The 13,872-nt window shown below is 64.4% G+C and carries 13 protein-coding genes; 8 read left to right on the top strand and 5 right to left on the bottom strand.

Annotated features, from left to right (window positions below):
* Nucleotides 1-15: 15 nt before the first annotated feature.
* Nucleotides 16-1,203, bottom strand: coding sequence for a cupin domain-containing protein (locus tag AC1RR3_RS21385; RefSeq protein WP_492825108.1), 1,188 nt, complete (start codon nucleotides 1,201-1,203; stop codon nucleotides 16-18).
* 203 nt (nucleotides 1,204-1,406) lie between these two features.
* Nucleotides 1,407-1,886, bottom strand: coding sequence for an Lrp/AsnC family transcriptional regulator (locus tag AC1RR3_RS21380; RefSeq protein ID WP_492825107.1), 480 nt, complete (start codon nucleotides 1,884-1,886; stop codon nucleotides 1,407-1,409).
* A 142-nt stretch (nucleotides 1,887-2,028) separates the two neighbouring features.
* On the opposite strand from AC1RR3_RS21380, the gene ald reads away from it, so the two are divergent.
* Nucleotides 2,029-3,144 carry an alanine dehydrogenase gene (gene ald / locus AC1RR3_RS21375; RefSeq protein WP_492825106.1) on the top strand — a complete coding sequence of 372 codons (1,116 nt, stop codon included), beginning with the start codon at nucleotides 2,029-2,031 and terminating at the stop codon, nucleotides 3,142-3,144.
* 146 nt (nucleotides 3,145-3,290) lie between these two features.
* Here ald and AC1RR3_RS21370 read toward each other — a convergent pair whose 3' ends face one another.
* From AC1RR3_RS21370 to AC1RR3_RS21360, 3 genes are read right to left on the bottom strand one after another with little or no spacing between them, the layout of a single operon-like run.
* Nucleotides 3,291-5,201 carry a flavin-containing monooxygenase gene (locus AC1RR3_RS21370; protein WP_492825105.1) on the bottom strand — a complete coding sequence of 637 codons (1,911 nt, stop codon included), beginning with the start codon at nucleotides 5,199-5,201 and terminating at the stop codon, nucleotides 3,291-3,293.
* Nucleotides 5,198-5,839, bottom strand: coding sequence for a TetR/AcrR family transcriptional regulator (locus tag AC1RR3_RS21365; protein WP_492825104.1), 642 nt, complete (start codon nucleotides 5,837-5,839; stop codon nucleotides 5,198-5,200). Before AC1RR3_RS21365 ends, AC1RR3_RS21370 begins: the two co-directional genes overlap by 4 nt.
* Nucleotides 5,836-7,329: an AMP-binding protein gene (locus AC1RR3_RS21360; protein ID WP_492825103.1), complete on the bottom strand. Its 1,494-nt coding sequence runs from the start codon at nucleotides 7,327-7,329 to the stop codon at nucleotides 5,836-5,838. The genes AC1RR3_RS21365 and AC1RR3_RS21360 overlap by 4 nt, the downstream gene beginning before the upstream one ends.
* 170 nt (nucleotides 7,330-7,499) lie before the next feature.
* On the opposite strand from AC1RR3_RS21360, the gene AC1RR3_RS21355 reads away from it, so the two are divergent.
* From AC1RR3_RS21355 to AC1RR3_RS21325, 7 genes are all read left to right on the top strand, one after another.
* Nucleotides 7,500-8,759 carry an ABC transporter substrate-binding protein gene (locus AC1RR3_RS21355; protein ID WP_492825102.1) on the top strand — a complete coding sequence of 420 codons (1,260 nt, stop codon included), beginning with the start codon at nucleotides 7,500-7,502 and terminating at the stop codon, nucleotides 8,757-8,759.
* Between the two features lie 87 nt (nucleotides 8,760-8,846).
* A complete protein-coding gene (locus tag AC1RR3_RS21350) occupies nucleotides 8,847-9,749 on the top strand; it encodes a branched-chain amino acid ABC transporter permease (protein WP_492825100.1) in 903 nt (300 codons plus the stop codon).
* Nucleotides 9,746-10,765 (top strand): branched-chain amino acid ABC transporter permease, encoded by a 1,020-nt coding sequence (locus AC1RR3_RS21345; RefSeq protein WP_492825098.1) that lies wholly within the window; start codon nucleotides 9,746-9,748, stop codon nucleotides 10,763-10,765. The genes AC1RR3_RS21350 and AC1RR3_RS21345 overlap by 4 nt, the downstream gene beginning before the upstream one ends.
* A 2-nt stretch (nucleotides 10,766-10,767) precedes the next feature.
* A complete protein-coding gene (locus tag AC1RR3_RS21340; RefSeq protein ID WP_492825097.1) occupies nucleotides 10,768-11,523 on the top strand; it encodes an ABC transporter ATP-binding protein in 756 nt (251 codons plus the stop codon).
* Nucleotides 11,520-12,233 (top strand): ABC transporter ATP-binding protein, encoded by a 714-nt coding sequence (locus AC1RR3_RS21335; RefSeq protein WP_492825096.1) that lies wholly within the window; start codon nucleotides 11,520-11,522, stop codon nucleotides 12,231-12,233. The genes AC1RR3_RS21340 and AC1RR3_RS21335 overlap by 4 nt, the downstream gene beginning before the upstream one ends.
* Before the next feature lie 166 nt (nucleotides 12,234-12,399).
* Nucleotides 12,400-12,618, top strand: coding sequence for a hypothetical protein (locus tag AC1RR3_RS21330; protein ID WP_008141102.1), 219 nt, complete (start codon nucleotides 12,400-12,402; stop codon nucleotides 12,616-12,618).
* Nucleotides 12,619-12,748: 130 nt separating this feature from the next.
* On the top strand, nucleotides 12,749-13,807 hold the full coding sequence (locus AC1RR3_RS21325; protein ID WP_492825094.1) for a YeiH family protein: 1,059 nt from the start codon (nucleotides 12,749-12,751) through the stop codon (nucleotides 13,805-13,807).
* Nucleotides 13,808-13,872 lie beyond the last annotated feature (65 nt).

The following is a 13,872-nucleotide window of genomic DNA, read 5'->3' as shown; positions in this document are numbered from 1 at the left end:
CGCGTGACGAGGCGGTCAGCTCGCGTTGGCGATGACCATGCGCCTGCGCCCGAAATTTGCCACCGTCGCCTCCGCAACGCCGAAATTGTTGGCGAGCAGGTGCCGCGGCGCCTTGGCCAGCCAGTCGCCCAGACTGCTTTCGTGGTATGCGCCGCTGTCGAGCGCACCAACGATTTCGGCGTCCTCGTTGCCGATGTTCTGAATGGAATGTCCACAGTTGCTGGGGATATAGGCGCATTCCCCGGCCGACAGTTCCGCGACGGCGACGCGCTTGTCGAACGCGAACAGGGTGACGCGCGTGCGTCCCTTCAGCACATAGTGCCACTCGTTGGCATCGGTGTGCCAATGCGGCTCGTGCATCGCGCCCGGCTTGAGCTTGAGCACGATCCCGGTCATTGCGCTCGAGACCGGGAATTCCTTGGCGGAGGCCACGTAGAGCTGGCCGCCGGCCGTGCTCACGCGCGGCTTCTGCGACATCAGCGGGAAACGGTGGGTCCGGTCGCGCTCCAGCGGACGCGCCATCTTCGCCTGCGGGCCGTCGAGCGCCAGCACCTCGCCTTGCATGATGTACGTCTCGGCCTTCGGATTGGCGCCCAGCATCTCCGCGGAAACGCCCAGAGCCTGTGACAGGGTGGGCGCGTCGTAGCGGCTCATCCAGTCACTGATGCCGAACGTGCCGTGTTCGGAGTAAAGCCCGTCGTCGAAGGCGAGGATGGCGTGACAGGGGGAGGACCCAAGGGTCTGGATGGCGTGGCTGTGGCCTTTTGGGAAGTACCAGAGATCGCCGGGTGCGAGATTGACGATTTCGAGCTGGCCCTCGGGATCGACCACCGTCACCTGGCAATGGCCGTCGACGACATAGGCCCACTCGGCCGAATTGTGCCAATGCATTTCCCGGGCGCCGCCCGCGTTGACGAACAGATGCGCCCCGGCAATGCCGGTCGCGAGCGGAAGGCCGCGGGTCGTGATTTCGCGCGCCCAGCCGCCGGAGGTGGCCTTGATCGGTCCCTTGTCGAGCGAGGCCGTGAACACCATGGGATCGCCGGATTTTCGCGGGATTGTCTTCAGGAACTCGGATGCGGGAGCAACGTCGTAGCCGGCGGCATGTCCGTCCGGCGCTGCGAGCGCGGATTTGGCGGCGCCGAGAACACCGGCACCGAATGCAACCGATTGAATGAAGAGACGGCGGCTGGATTTGAACATCGAAGACCCCAAATATTATCTGGTTGTATGAAGGGTGCGCGAGACCGGCTATGCCTCGCGCCCCATCTTCTGGGTCGGATGAACGCGCCCGTTCTGCCTCAACCATTGGGTTGAGACGGCGCCTCAATTATCTTTGATGATGGAATGAAAGCCGCTGTGAAGCGGTGCGCTTGACAGCGCAGTCCGGACGACGAGCGACTCGGCTACCGCTTCACCTCGCCGAACACCACGGTCGGCACCGCGCGGTTGACGACTTCGCGCAGCGCGAAACTCGATTGCACCCGCGCCACGCGCGGCAGGCGTGACAGTTCGGTGCGGTGGATGCGCTCGAAATCCTGGATGTCGCGGGCAAGCACGATCAGGATGTAGTCGTCGGTCCCGGACATCAGGAAGCAGCGCACGACGGAGGGGCATTTCACCACCTCCGCCTCGAACGCCTTGAGCGCCTCGTCGCTCTGGCTCTCCAGCGCGATGCGAACCAGCACCGTGGTGGTGAGGCCGAACTGGGAGAGGTCGAGCGCGGCCTGATAGGCCTGGATGTAGCCGTCGTCCTCCAGCGCCTTCTGCCGCCGCGCCAGCGCCGTGCTCGACAGCCCGACCTTGGTGGCAAGCTCGGTATGGCTCGCCCGCGCGTTGGTGGTGAGTTCCGCGAGGATGGCGAGATCTTTCCGGTCGAGGGCCAATGTTTTGTTTCCAGCGTGAAACGGGGATTCCGCGCCGGAAACCGGCGCGGGGAGCGCGAAATTAGCTGATATTTGCACGAAACCAAACTGGTCCGATGGCTACGATGAAGAGGAGAATCAAGAGGTTGGAAGGAGCCCCAAGATGCGTGTCGGTGTGCCCAAGGAGATCAAGGTGCAGGAATATCGCGTCGGGCTGACCCCGGGCGCCGTTCGCGAATATGTCGCGGCCGGGCACCAGGTGACGGTCGAGACCGGCGCCGGCAGCGGCATCGGCGCGCCTGACGAGGTGTATCGGCGGGCAGGGGCGGCGATCGCGGAGAACGCCCGTGATATCTTTGCGAAGTCCGACATGATCGTGAAGGTGAAGGAGCCGCAAGCAAGCGAGTGGGCCCAGCTCCGCGAAAGCCAGATCCTGTTTACTTACCTGCATCTTGCGCCGGATCCCGAGCAGGCCAAGGGCCTGCTCGCCTCCGGCTGTACGGCGATCGCCTATGAAACCGTCACCGACGCGGCCGGTCACCTCCCCCTGCTTGCGCCGATGAGCGAAGTCGCCGGCCGCCTCGCCATCGAGGCAGCCGGCGCCGCGCTCAAGCGATCGGCCGGCGGCCGCGGGCTGCTGCTCGGCGGCGTCCCCGGCGTGCAGCCGGCACGGGTCGTCGTGCTCGGCGGCGGCGTGGTGGGAACGCAGGCTGCGCGGATGGCCGCAGGGCTTGGCGCGGAAGTCACCGTGATCGACCGTTCTCTGCCACGGTTGCGCGAGCTCGATGATCTCTTTGCCGGACGCGTGCGCACCCGCTTCTCCACGATCGAGTCGGTCGAGGAGGAGGTGTTCGCCGCCGACGTCGTGATCGGTGCGGTACTGGTGCCGGGTGCGAGCGCGCCAAAGCTTGTCACGCGCGCGATGCTCAAATCGATGCGGCCCGGAGCCGTGCTGGTCGACGTCGCGATCGACCAGGGCGGCTGCTTCGAGACCTCGCATGCGACCACGCACACCGATCCGACCTACGAGGTCGACGGCGTCGTGCATTATTGCGTCGCCAACATGCCGGGCGCGGTGCCGGTGACGTCCAGCCAGGCGCTGAACAATGCGACGCTGCCATTTGGATTGACGCTGGCCAACAAGGGCTTTGCGGCGGTGCTGGAAAATCAGCACCTGCGCAACGGTCTCAACGTCCATCGCGGCCGCATCACCAACAAGGCAGTCGCGGAAAGCCTCGGGCTGGAATTCGCGCCGGTCGGAAGCGGGCTGGCCGCGTAACAGGCCGCCAGTTCCGTCATTGCGAGCGCAGCGAAGCAATCCAGAGTGTTGCCGCGGAAAGATTTCTGGATTGCTTCGCTGCGCTCGCAATGACGAGGTGGTGAGAGCGCGGCGCCAACGCCATAGCTGGGCGGTGGCGGTAACAATCACCCCTTCGTCAGCCGGTATTGCCCCAAATCGGGATCATGCGTCATGCGCCAGTAATCCACGAACCGCCATGGCATCGCCGAGAACACGCGGCCGCTCGAATTGCGATAATAGGTGCTCATGCCCGGATGGGTCCAGATCATGCCCTCGTGCTCGGCATCGACCTTGCGGACATAGTCGTCGAGCACGTCCGGGCGGACGTCGATCGCGGCGACGTCGTGCTCGATCATATCGGCGAGACAGGCCGAGATATAGCGGCTCTGGCATTCCGACTGGAAGATGACGCTGCCGCCATGGGCGGGACCGGAGTTCGGACCGAGCATGCAGAAGAAGTTGGGGAAGTCAGGCACGGTGAGGCCGAGGAATGCGGTCGGGTTGTCGTGACCCCATACCTCGCGCAAATCCTTGCCGCCGCGGCCGCTGATATTGAGGCGCGCCGCCATCTCCGTGACCTTGAAGCCGGTCGCAACCACGATGACATCGGCGGGGCGGTGCTTGCCGTCGGCGGTGACGATGCCGCTTGCGTCGAAGCGGTCGATCGTGTCGGTGACGAGCTCGACATTGTCCCGCGTCAATGTCTTGAACCAGTTGTTGTCGAGCAGGATGCGCTTGCCATAGGGCGGATAGGTCGGCACGCATTTGGCGATCAGGTCCGGACGGTCCTTCAGCTCGGTGAGGATGAAATCGGTCAGCTCCTGGCGGTGCCGGTCATTGCCCTTGTTGACGGCGCGCTCGGGATGCGGCCAGGCCGGGTCCTTGCGCAGGAACGGCAGCAGCCCATCGCCGTAACGCCAGAACATGTTGAAGCGGTACCACTGCACATAGAACGGCAGATGCGCCAGCAGCCAGCGCGCGCCCTCATTGATCGGATCGGCATAGCCCTTCACCGGCCGCGCCCATTGCGCGCTGCGCTGATAGACCGTGATGGAGGCGACGCGGTCGGCAATCGCCGGCACCAGCTGCATCGATGTTGCACCGGTGCCGATCACGGCGACGTGCTTGCCGTCGATGTTGATATCGTCGGACCACAGCGCCGAATGCAGGATCGTTCCCTTGAAATTGTCCTCGCCCTTGAAATGCGCGCGGGAGGGATCGTTGAGCTGGCCGATGGCCGAGACCAGCGCGGTGGATTCGAAGGTCTCTTCGCCGTCTTTCGTCTTCAGCGTCGAGATCCAGCGCCGCTTGCCTTCGTCCCAGCGTGACGCGGTCAGCTCGGTGTTGACGCGCAGATGTTTGCGGATGCCGTATTCGTCGGCCACCTTCAGCAAATAGCCGAGCAGTTCCTCGCGCTGGCAGAAATAGCGCGTCCAGGCATTGCCCGAGCCGAACGAGTACGAATAGGAATGGTTCGGCGTATCGACGCCGCAGCCGGGATAGCGGTTGATCCACCAGGTGCCGCCGAGTTCGGCGTTCTTCTCGACGATGGTGTAGGGGATGCCGAGGTGGCCGAGCGCCACGCCGAGCGCGATGGCGCAGACGCCGGCGCCGACGATCAGCACGTGTTGCCCGGCAAGCGTCTCGTCGGAGGGACGTTTGGTCCATTGCGGCTCGCGCGCCACAAAGCCCATCTCCTCGCGCATCAAGGGCGCATATTCCGGCGCGACGTTCTCGCCGAGGCAGGCGCGCATCATCTTCAAAAGCAGCTCTTCGCCGGGATCGGTGATGACGGGTTTGGGCGTACCGTCGGCAAACAGTTTGACGACAGCGGCGCGGATTTCGTCCTGGATCTCGCGCGGCACGCCGGCTTCGGGATCGGGAATGAGGCGGATGTCGCGCTTGGGCAGGTACGGCGGCTCCAGCCATTTCGCATCGCCTGTCATGTGCACGAGCACCATCAGCAGGCAGCGGATATCGCCCTCGGCGATCGCAGAAGCAAGGTCGAGCGGATGGTGCGGAGATGCGATGTTCATGGCTTTTCCTGATCTCCGGGTGAACTGAAGAGGCCGCGTGTCATCAGCTTGCGATACGCGGAGATGACGTGGTCTGGCACGGCGGTGACGCCTTCGGCTGAATAGGAGTAGCGGCGGCTGAGATAGCCGCGCGAGCCCATCAGCATGTGGACGATGGCCTCGAATTCCTCGTCGCTGTAATCCTCGATCGTACCAGCCCCTCGTGCGCGGCGCAGAATCCGGACATAGGCGACCGAGATGTTGTCGAGATGTTTCTGGTAGCCAATGGGCGCGAAGAATTCGGCCTCGTTGAGGATGCGCAGGAATTCCGGGACCTCGCGGATGAAGTCGAAGAAGGCGGAGAAGCGCGCGATCTCCTGCCGCGCCGCATCCGCCGTGCCGGTGCGGGCGCGGATGAACTCGACCATGTCGAGGCCGATTTTCGGCAAGAGCTGGTCGAGCAGCTCCTGGCGGTTCTCAAAATGATTGTAAAAGGTGCCTTGCGCGACGCCGGCTTCTTCCGTGATGCGGGCGACGGAGGCTTCGGCATAGCCGTGCTTGCCGACGACTTTTGTCGCGGAGTCAAAAATTTTCTGCTTGGTCCAGGCATTGCGCTCGACGCGATTGAGTTTTGTCACTTTGGCATTCGCTTGCGTCATTCGGACGTCTCCAGCTCCGCGCGCAGCACGCGCTTGAGGATTTTTCCGCTCGGATTGCGCGGCAGGCTATCGCGGATGACGAGCTGCTTCGGCACCTTGAAGCTCGCCAGCCGCGCGCGGCAATGTTCGGTGAGGGCAGGCAGTTCGAGGCGCGCGCCTTCTGCGAGCACAACGATGGCCACGGGCCGCTCGCCCCAGCGCGGATCGCGCAGGCCGATCACGGCGACCTCGCGCACTTCAGGCAGATCGTAGATGACGCGCTCGACCTCGGAGGAGGCGATGTTCTCGCCGCCGGAGATGATCATGTCCTTCTTGCGGTCGGTCAGATACAGAAAGCCGTCGTCGTCGAGGTAGCCGACGTCGCCGCTGCGGAACCAGTCGCCGAAGAAGGCGGCTGCCGTCTTCTCTGGATCCTTCCAATAACCGCGCGTGATCTTTGGGCCGCGCAGGCAGATCTCGCCATTGACGTTCGGCGGCAGCGCATTGCCGTCCTCGTCGCGGATCTCGATCCCGACATGAGCGATGGCGCGGCCAGTCGAGCCGATCTTCTCGATCTCGCGGCCGGCGTCCATGAAAGTGTCGCCGCCGACGGTTTCGGTGAGGCCATAGGCATCGATATAGCGCGCGTTGCGGAAGTGTTCGGAGAAGGCGCGGATGCGGACTTCCGGCGTCTTCTCACCGCCGCCGATCGCCCATGTCAGGCTCGAGACGTCGTAGCGGTCGCGGGTAGGGCAGGTCAGCATCGCCGTGGTCATCACGGGCGCGAACCACGCGGCGTTGAGCTTGTCCTCCGCGATTGCCGCCAGCGCGGTCTCTGGCTCGAAATTGCGTTCGATGCGGATGAAGCCGCCATGCCAGAGCACGGCGATGCCAGGCAGGTCCAGCGCGCCGACGTGATAGAGCGGGCCGACGACGAGAAGGCGCGTTTCTGCGCTAAGGCCGAGCGCGATGGTCTGGTCCGCGGACTTCCAGTAGAAATTATCGTAAGAGAGCATCACGCCCTTGGGACGGTCGGTCGTGCCCGAGGTGTACATCAGCCGCATCAGGTCGGATGGCTGGCGGACATGCATCGGGGCGGGCGGCGCGTCGCCCGCGAGGTGCGTGACGCTCTGCTGCGCAGCTTCGTTCAGCACGACGATCTTCGCGCCTGCTGCATTCGCGGCCAGTTCCTCATCGGCGATCAACAGCCGAGCGCCGGCATTGCCAGCGATGTAGCCGACCTCGTCGCGTGACAGACGAAAATTGATCGGCAGGAACACCGCGCCGAGATGGCTGGTCGCGAACACCAGCTCCAGGAATGCCACGCTGTTCTTCATCAGCACAGCCACGACATCGCCGGCGCCGATGCCCTGCGCGGCGAGCCAGCCGGCCACGTGCCGGATACGCGCGTCGAACACGGCATAGGCGATCTCCTCGCCGCGGTATTTCAGCGCGGGCCGGTCCGGCGTCCGCCGGGCATGGAAGGCGATGAAGCTCGAAAGGTTGATCATTCTGCGGTTTCGGGCCGATTGCCGGCCTCGTTTCCTCCATGTCTGAATAATGACTCATAATTCATGTTTGTCTTGACGTCACCCCCTGCCTCTGAAATTGTTGGGAACACGGAGACGAGACGATCTCCGACAGGGATTTGGAAACGCCGACCCGACAGAGGGAGGGAAAAATGACGAGAACCCGCACGCCGGGCATCAGCCGCCGTTCAACGCTGGCGCTGATGGGCGCCGGTGCGATGAGTGTTGCCGCGCCCTGGGTGGCGCGCGCCCAGGCCAAGACCATCAAGATCGGCATGCCGACGATCCTGTCGGGCCGCGTCGCGCAGCTCGGCACGTCCTCGCGCAATGCGGTGATGCTCGAGGTCGACAAGGTCAATGCCGCGGGCGGCCTTGCCGGTCGGCAGATCGAAATGGTGATCCGCGACTCCAAGGGCCAGCCGCAGGAAGCCGCCCGCGTCGCGCGCGAACTCGTCAACACCGACGGCTGCGAATGGCTGATCGACGGCGAAGCCTCATCCGGATCGTTCGCGGTGCACGAAGTGGCGCGTGATCTCGGCGTGCTTTGCGTCCACACCTGCTCGGAAGCATCTTCGCTGACGGCCGATCCCAAGCAGCACATTCCGAACGCGTTCCGCTGCGTGCGGCAGGGCATTCACGATTCCATCGTTGGCGGCAGTTACGCCGCCGCGATCGCGAAAGCCAAGGGCCTGAAGAAGTGGGCGACCTGCTCGCCCGACTATGCCTATGGCCGCGACACCACCGGCGAGTTCACGCTGTACCTGAAGCGCTTTGCGCCCGACGTGGAGGTCATCAGCGAGTCCTGGCCAAAACTGTTCCAGCCCGACTACACCGAGGTGGTGACGAAGATTTTGCAGGCCAAGCCGCAGGCGCTGTACTCCTGCCTGTGGGGCGGCGATCTCACCTCCTATATCGACCAGGCCAACATCTACGCGATGTTCAGCCAGATGGAGGTGTTTGCGGTCAACATGGCCGACTACACCGCGCTCACTGTGGTGAAGAACCTGCCGAAGGGCATCCACTCCGGCAACCGCTACATCAAGACGTTCCCAACCACGCCGGAGAACGCCGCCTGGGGCGATGCCTACAAGGCCAAGTACAACGAGTACCCGACCAACTGGTCGTGGCAGAACGCGACCGCGGTGATGTTCCTGGCCGAATCCGCCAGGAAGGCGAACTCCACCGACGGCAAGAAGATCGCGGAGGTGCTGGCCGGTCTCACCATCAAGTGCCCGTTCGGCGCCGACGGCACCGTGACCATGCGCGGCGACGATCACACGCTGGTCGGCTACGCCATCGGCTGGGGCACCACGATTCCGCAGGAGCCCTATGTGCCCGAGGTCAAGGCCGGCGACTGGAAGACCATCTTCGAGCTCGAGGCCGAGTGGAAGAAGAGCAAGGGCTACACCTGATCCGATGCGCGGCGGAGACGGGCGACCGTCTCCGCCTTCGTTTTGTCTTCCGCGCCATCTCCGGCGCGTTGCAATGAAAGTGCTCCCGTGGATCTCGACGCGCTCACCGGCTGCCTCTCCAGCTCCGCCTGCCTGGTGACGCAAACCACCAGCGGGCTCATCATCGGCATGCTGCTGTTCCTGGTCGCGGTCGGTCTGACCTTGATCTTCGGCGTGCTCAAGATCGTCAATTTCAGCCACGGCGCCTTCTACATGTTCGGCGCCTATTTCGCGATGACGGCCTATCACCTCACCGACAGCTTTGCGCTGGCGATGCTGGCCGGCGCGGCCGGCACCGCCATTCTCGGCCTGATCTTCGAGCGCGTGTTCATGAGCCGCGTCTACGGCGCCGACGTCCTGATGCAGCTGCTGGTCTGCTACGCCTTCGTGCTGATCTTCGACGATGTCGTGCGCATCATCTGGGGACCGGAATTCAAGTCGATGGGCATGCCGGCGGCGTTCCAGGTGATGCCGCTGTTCATCGCCGGCGGCGTGGTGCCGCCTTATTATCTGCTGCTGATCGGCGTCGCGCTGGTCGCGGCGATCGTGCTCGGCATCGGCCTATCGCGCAGCCGCATCGGCAAGGTGATCCGCGCAGCCGCGCATAATCCCGGCATGGTCTCGGCGCTCGGCATCAACACCGGCCTGATCTATGGCGGCGTGTTCGCGCTCGGGGGCATGCTGGCCGGCCTTGCCGGCGCGCTCGCCGCGCCCGTGCGCTCACTGACTCCAGGCATGGGATTTTCGGTGCTGATCGAATCTTTCATCGTCACCGTGATCGGCGGCATGGGCTCGATCATCGGCGCGCTGATCGGTGCACTGCTGCTCGGCCTCATCAGGTCATTCGGTTCGCTCGGCTTTCCCCTGTTCACGGAAGGCCTGATGTACCTGTTCATGGTGATCGTGCTGGTCTCAAAGCCCACCGGCCTGTTCGGCAAGGAGGCGGCATGACCGAGCTGGAGGCCGGACGCGCCGAGACGCTGGCGCCAGTGCGCAGCAGCGCGGTGCTGCAACGCTATCGCGACGTGCTGATCGCGCTGATCGCCTTCGCCGTGCTGGCAAGCCTGCCGTTGCTCACCGGCAGCAAGGCGCTGCTCGACTTTGTCATCCGCTGCTCCGCCTATGGCCTGTTCGCGACCTCGCTCAACCTCTTGGTCGGCTACACCGGCCTGACCTCGTTCGGCCACGGCATGTTCTTCGGCCTTGGTGCCTACAGTTATGGGCTGATCATGCAGAAGCTCGGCGTGCCGATTCCCGTGGCCTTCGTCGCGACGCTGGCGATTACGGCGATCGTCGCGGCCGTCATCGGTGCGATCTGCGTGCGGCTGAAAGAGATCTATTTCGCCTTCGTCACGCTGGCGTTCCAGATGCTGATCCACTCGACCATCCTGTCCTGGGCCTCCTTCACCGGCGGCGACCAGGGCCTGCGCGGCGGCATTCCGCGTCCCGTATTCCTCGGCATCAACCTCGCCAACCACGTCCATCTCTACGTCGTGAGCTGCGCGCTGCTGATCCTCGGCCTGCTTGCGATGCGCCAGATCGCGCAATCGCCGTTCGGCTACACGCTGCGCATGATCCGCGACAACGCCGCCCGCGCGAGCTTCCTCGGCATCGACGTCTGGCGCGCAAAGCTCACCGTCTTCGTGCTGGCAGCGCTGTTCGCCTCCATGGGCGGCATGGTGATGGCGCTGTTCGTCTCCGGCGCCTATCCGGAATTTGCCTACTGGACCATCTCGGGCGAGGGCATCTTCATCAACATGCTCGGCGGCGTCTCGACGTTCCTCGGGCCGATGGTCGGCACCGTGCTGCTGCTGCTGCTTAACGACACCGTCACGCGCTTCACCGAATATCACGGCATCGTGCTCGGCGTGGTCATCCTGTTCTTCGCGCTGGGCCTGCGCAAGGGCTTGCTCGATTTCGTCGCGGAATGGTACGCGCACCGTCGCGAGACGGGCGAGGGACGCTAGCGATGCTCGAGATCCGCAACCTCGCAAAGTCCTTTGGCGGCGTGAAGGCGACCAACGACGTCTCGCTCGATTTTCCCGACGGCTCGCTCACCGCCGTGATCGGCCCGAACGGCGCCGGCAAGAGCACCTTCTTCAATCTGATCACCGGCGCCTTGCGACCGGATTCCGGTCAGGTGCTGCTCGACGGTGTCGATCTCGCCGGCCGTTCGCCGCCAGAGATCGTCCGCCATGGCATCGGTCGGGCCTTCCAGGTCGCCAGCATCTTCAAATCGCTGACGGTGCAGGAGACCATGCTCGCCGCCGTCAGTGCCGACCAGCGCTCGTCGGCAGTGCTGCACAAGCGCTTCCCGCTGCCCGAGACGCGCGACCGCGCCGAGCATGTGATGGAGCTGTTGGGTTTGGCCAGCAAGCGCAACCGCACCGCCGCGACGCTGTCGCATGGCGACCAGAAGCTGCTCGACATCGCGCTGGCGCTGGTGCTCGAACCCAAGGTGCTGCTGCTGGACGAGCCGACCGCGGGCATGGGTCCGGAAGAACGCTGGCGCATGATCGACAAGGTGCGCGAGCTCTGGGAGACGCAAAAAATCACCGTCGTCTTCATCGAGCACGACATGGACATCGTGTTCAAGATCGCGCCGAAAATCGTCGTGCTCTGCTACGGCCGCATCCTCGCAACCGGCACGCCCGACGAGATCCGCAACAACAGCGCCGTGATCGAGGCCTATCTCGGCACGGAGCATGCGGGGGCCGCCGCATGAGCGCAGCCATCATCGAAGTCGCCGATCTCGACGTCTACTATGGCACCAGCCAGATCCTGTTCGGCGTCGGCCTCTCGGTGCGGCAGGGCGAGACCATGGCGCTCTTGGGTCGCAACGGCGCCGGCAAGTCGACGACGATGAAGGCGATCATGGGCCTGGCGCCGCCGCGGCGGGGCAAGGTGAGCCTGCGTGGTGCGGTGATATCAGGCCAGAAGCCTCACCACATCGCGCGTGCCGGCCTCGGCTTCGTGCCGGAGGATCGCCAGATCTTTCCGGAGCACAGTGTCGAGGACAATCTCGTTATCGGTCGCAAGAAGGGGCCGGACGGCCAGGACGAATGGCCGATCAAGCGCATTTATGAAGTCTTCCCGCTCTTGGAGCCGCTGCGCCATCGCATCGCCGGACGGCTCTCCGGCGGCGAGCAGCAGATGCTCGCGATCGCACGCACGCTGATGGGCAATCCGGCGCTGCTGCTGCTCGACGAACCCAGCGAGGGCCTCGCGCCGATCATCGTGCAGCGGATCGGCGAGCTGTTGCGGCAGCTGCGCCAGCTCGGATCGACCGTGCTGATCGCCGAGCAGAACATGCATTTCTGCCTGGGGCTGGCGAGCCACGCCACGGTCATCGACAAGGGCCAGATCGTCTATGCCGCCGGAATCGACGAGCTGAAGGCCAACGACGCCATTCGGCGCCGTTATCTGGCCCTGTAGCCGGGCCGCCGATGTCCAAATAGGCCAAAAGAAGAAAACTATTGCCTCGGGTCCGCCGGACGGAAGGAGTTTCCCCTTCGGGGGGCAAATACGCCAATCGCTTCCATTGCCGTTTGGGGCCGAAACGACGACATTCCGTTCAGAATTTGATGGATTGGCGCAAGCTATGGAACGCACCGGTTTCGAACCCTTCGGCGAGCAGATGGCATCCGCAACGGACGCCCAGCCGCAGTCGCGCGCCTCAAAAGTCCTGCTGCGGGCCGGCACCACGGTGTTCTGGTCGCTGGTTGCGGGCATCGTGCTGGCGCGCGCCGCCTTCTTCGAGCCGGGCGTCTATGACGGCTTCAGCCGCGTGGCCTCGCTCGCTAAAAGCCTGATCTTCTGAGGCGCGCCTGATCTTCTGAGGCCGTTTATTCCGGGCTGAGGACAGGACTTCTCTCGGCCCTGATATGCCGAAAACTTATTCCCCAATGGAAGCGTCGTGCGTATAAATCTTTCTCCTCTGGGAGAGATTTGTGTCGCAGAATCAAGCATCCAGCCCGGCCGACGCCAAGCCGACCACTGCCATTAGCCGCGTCGTCGCGCTGATTCCCGGTATTCTCCTCTGCATCGCCGTAGCCGGTGTTTCGGCCCTGCTCGAGCGGGCGGAGCTTGGCGTGTTCGAGCACCCCTATGTCGAGGCGCTGGTGATGGCCATCCTGCTCGGGATGGCGCTGCGCAGCTTCTGGAAACCCGCGCCGCGCTGGCAGGCCGGCATCGCCTTCAGCGCCAAGCAGCTGCTCGAGGTCGCCGTCATGCTGCTGGGCGCCTCGATCAGCTTTGCCGCGATCGCGGCCTCCGGCATCGCACTGCTGGCATCGATCGCCGCGATCGTCGTCATCGCGCTCACCGCGAGCTTCGGCCTCAGCCGGCTGCTTGGGCTCTCGACCCGGCTGTCAATCCTGATCGCCTGCGGCAACTCGATTTGCGGCAATTCGGCGATTGCAGCCGTGGCGCCGATCATCGGCGCCACCAGCGACGAGATCGCATCCTCGATCTCCTTCACCGCGATCCTCGGCGTGATGATGGTCCTGGGCCTGCCGCTGCTGATCCCGCTGTTGCAGCTGTCCGCCACGCAATACGGCATCCTCGCAGGTCTTACGGTCTATGCCGTGCCGCAGGTGCTGGCCGCGACGGTGCCGGCCGGGCTGATCTCGACACAGATCGGCACGCTGGTGAAGCTGATGCGCGTGCTGATGCTCGGGCCGGTCGTCGTCGGCCTCTCCCTGGTCGCCTCGCGCTGGCAGGCCGATGCCAAGAAGACCAATGTCGGCTTCTTCCGCCTGGTGCCGTGGTTCATCCTCGGCTTCCTTGCGCTGGCGACGCTGCGTTCGCTGGAGATCGTGCCGGGCACCGTGGTGGCTCCGATTACGCGGATCACGGGTTTCCTCACCGTCGTGTCGATGGCCGCTCTTGGCCTCGGCGTCGACGTGAAGGTGCTTGCCAATGTCGGCGGCAGGGTGACGGCCGCGGTGACGCTGTCGCTGATGCTGCTGCTCGGCATCAGCATCGCGCTGGTGCACTGGTTCAAGTAAGGGGGGCGACGCTCGTGCGCTCCCTCGCCCCGCTTGCGCTAGCGCGCAATCCGACCTCTCCCCGC

The organism is Bradyrhizobium sp. GW821-FHT13H05, assembly GCF_058804065.1.
The sequence above is the reverse complement of the archived record's forward strand: the minus strand, read 5'-3'. Positions and strand labels throughout refer to the sequence as shown.

Coding starts and splice junctions, on each gene's coding strand:
- AC1RR3_RS21335 (WP_492825096.1), top strand. CDS start 11,520: ATGAGCGCAGCCATCATCGAAGTCGCCGATCTCGACGTCTACTATGGC.
- AC1RR3_RS21370 (WP_492825105.1), bottom strand. CDS start 5,201: ATGAACATCGCATCTCCGCACCATCCGCTCGACCTTGCTTCTGCGATC.
- AC1RR3_RS21345 (WP_492825098.1), top strand. CDS start 9,746: ATGACCGAGCTGGAGGCCGGACGCGCCGAGACGCTGGCGCCAGTGCGC.
- AC1RR3_RS21365 (WP_492825104.1), bottom strand. CDS start 5,839: ATGACGCAAGCGAATGCCAAAGTGACAAAACTCAATCGCGTCGAGCGC.
- ald (WP_492825106.1), top strand. CDS start 2,029: ATGCGTGTCGGTGTGCCCAAGGAGATCAAGGTGCAGGAATATCGCGTC.
- AC1RR3_RS21330 (WP_008141102.1), top strand. CDS start 12,400: ATGGAACGCACCGGTTTCGAACCCTTCGGCGAGCAGATGGCATCCGCA.
- AC1RR3_RS21340 (WP_492825097.1), top strand. CDS start 10,768: ATGCTCGAGATCCGCAACCTCGCAAAGTCCTTTGGCGGCGTGAAGGCG.
- AC1RR3_RS21385 (WP_492825108.1), bottom strand. CDS start 1,203: ATGTTCAAATCCAGCCGCCGTCTCTTCATTCAATCGGTTGCATTCGGT.
- AC1RR3_RS21360 (WP_492825103.1), bottom strand. CDS start 7,329: ATGATCAACCTTTCGAGCTTCATCGCCTTCCATGCCCGGCGGACGCCG.
- AC1RR3_RS21355 (WP_492825102.1), top strand. CDS start 7,500: ATGACGAGAACCCGCACGCCGGGCATCAGCCGCCGTTCAACGCTGGCG.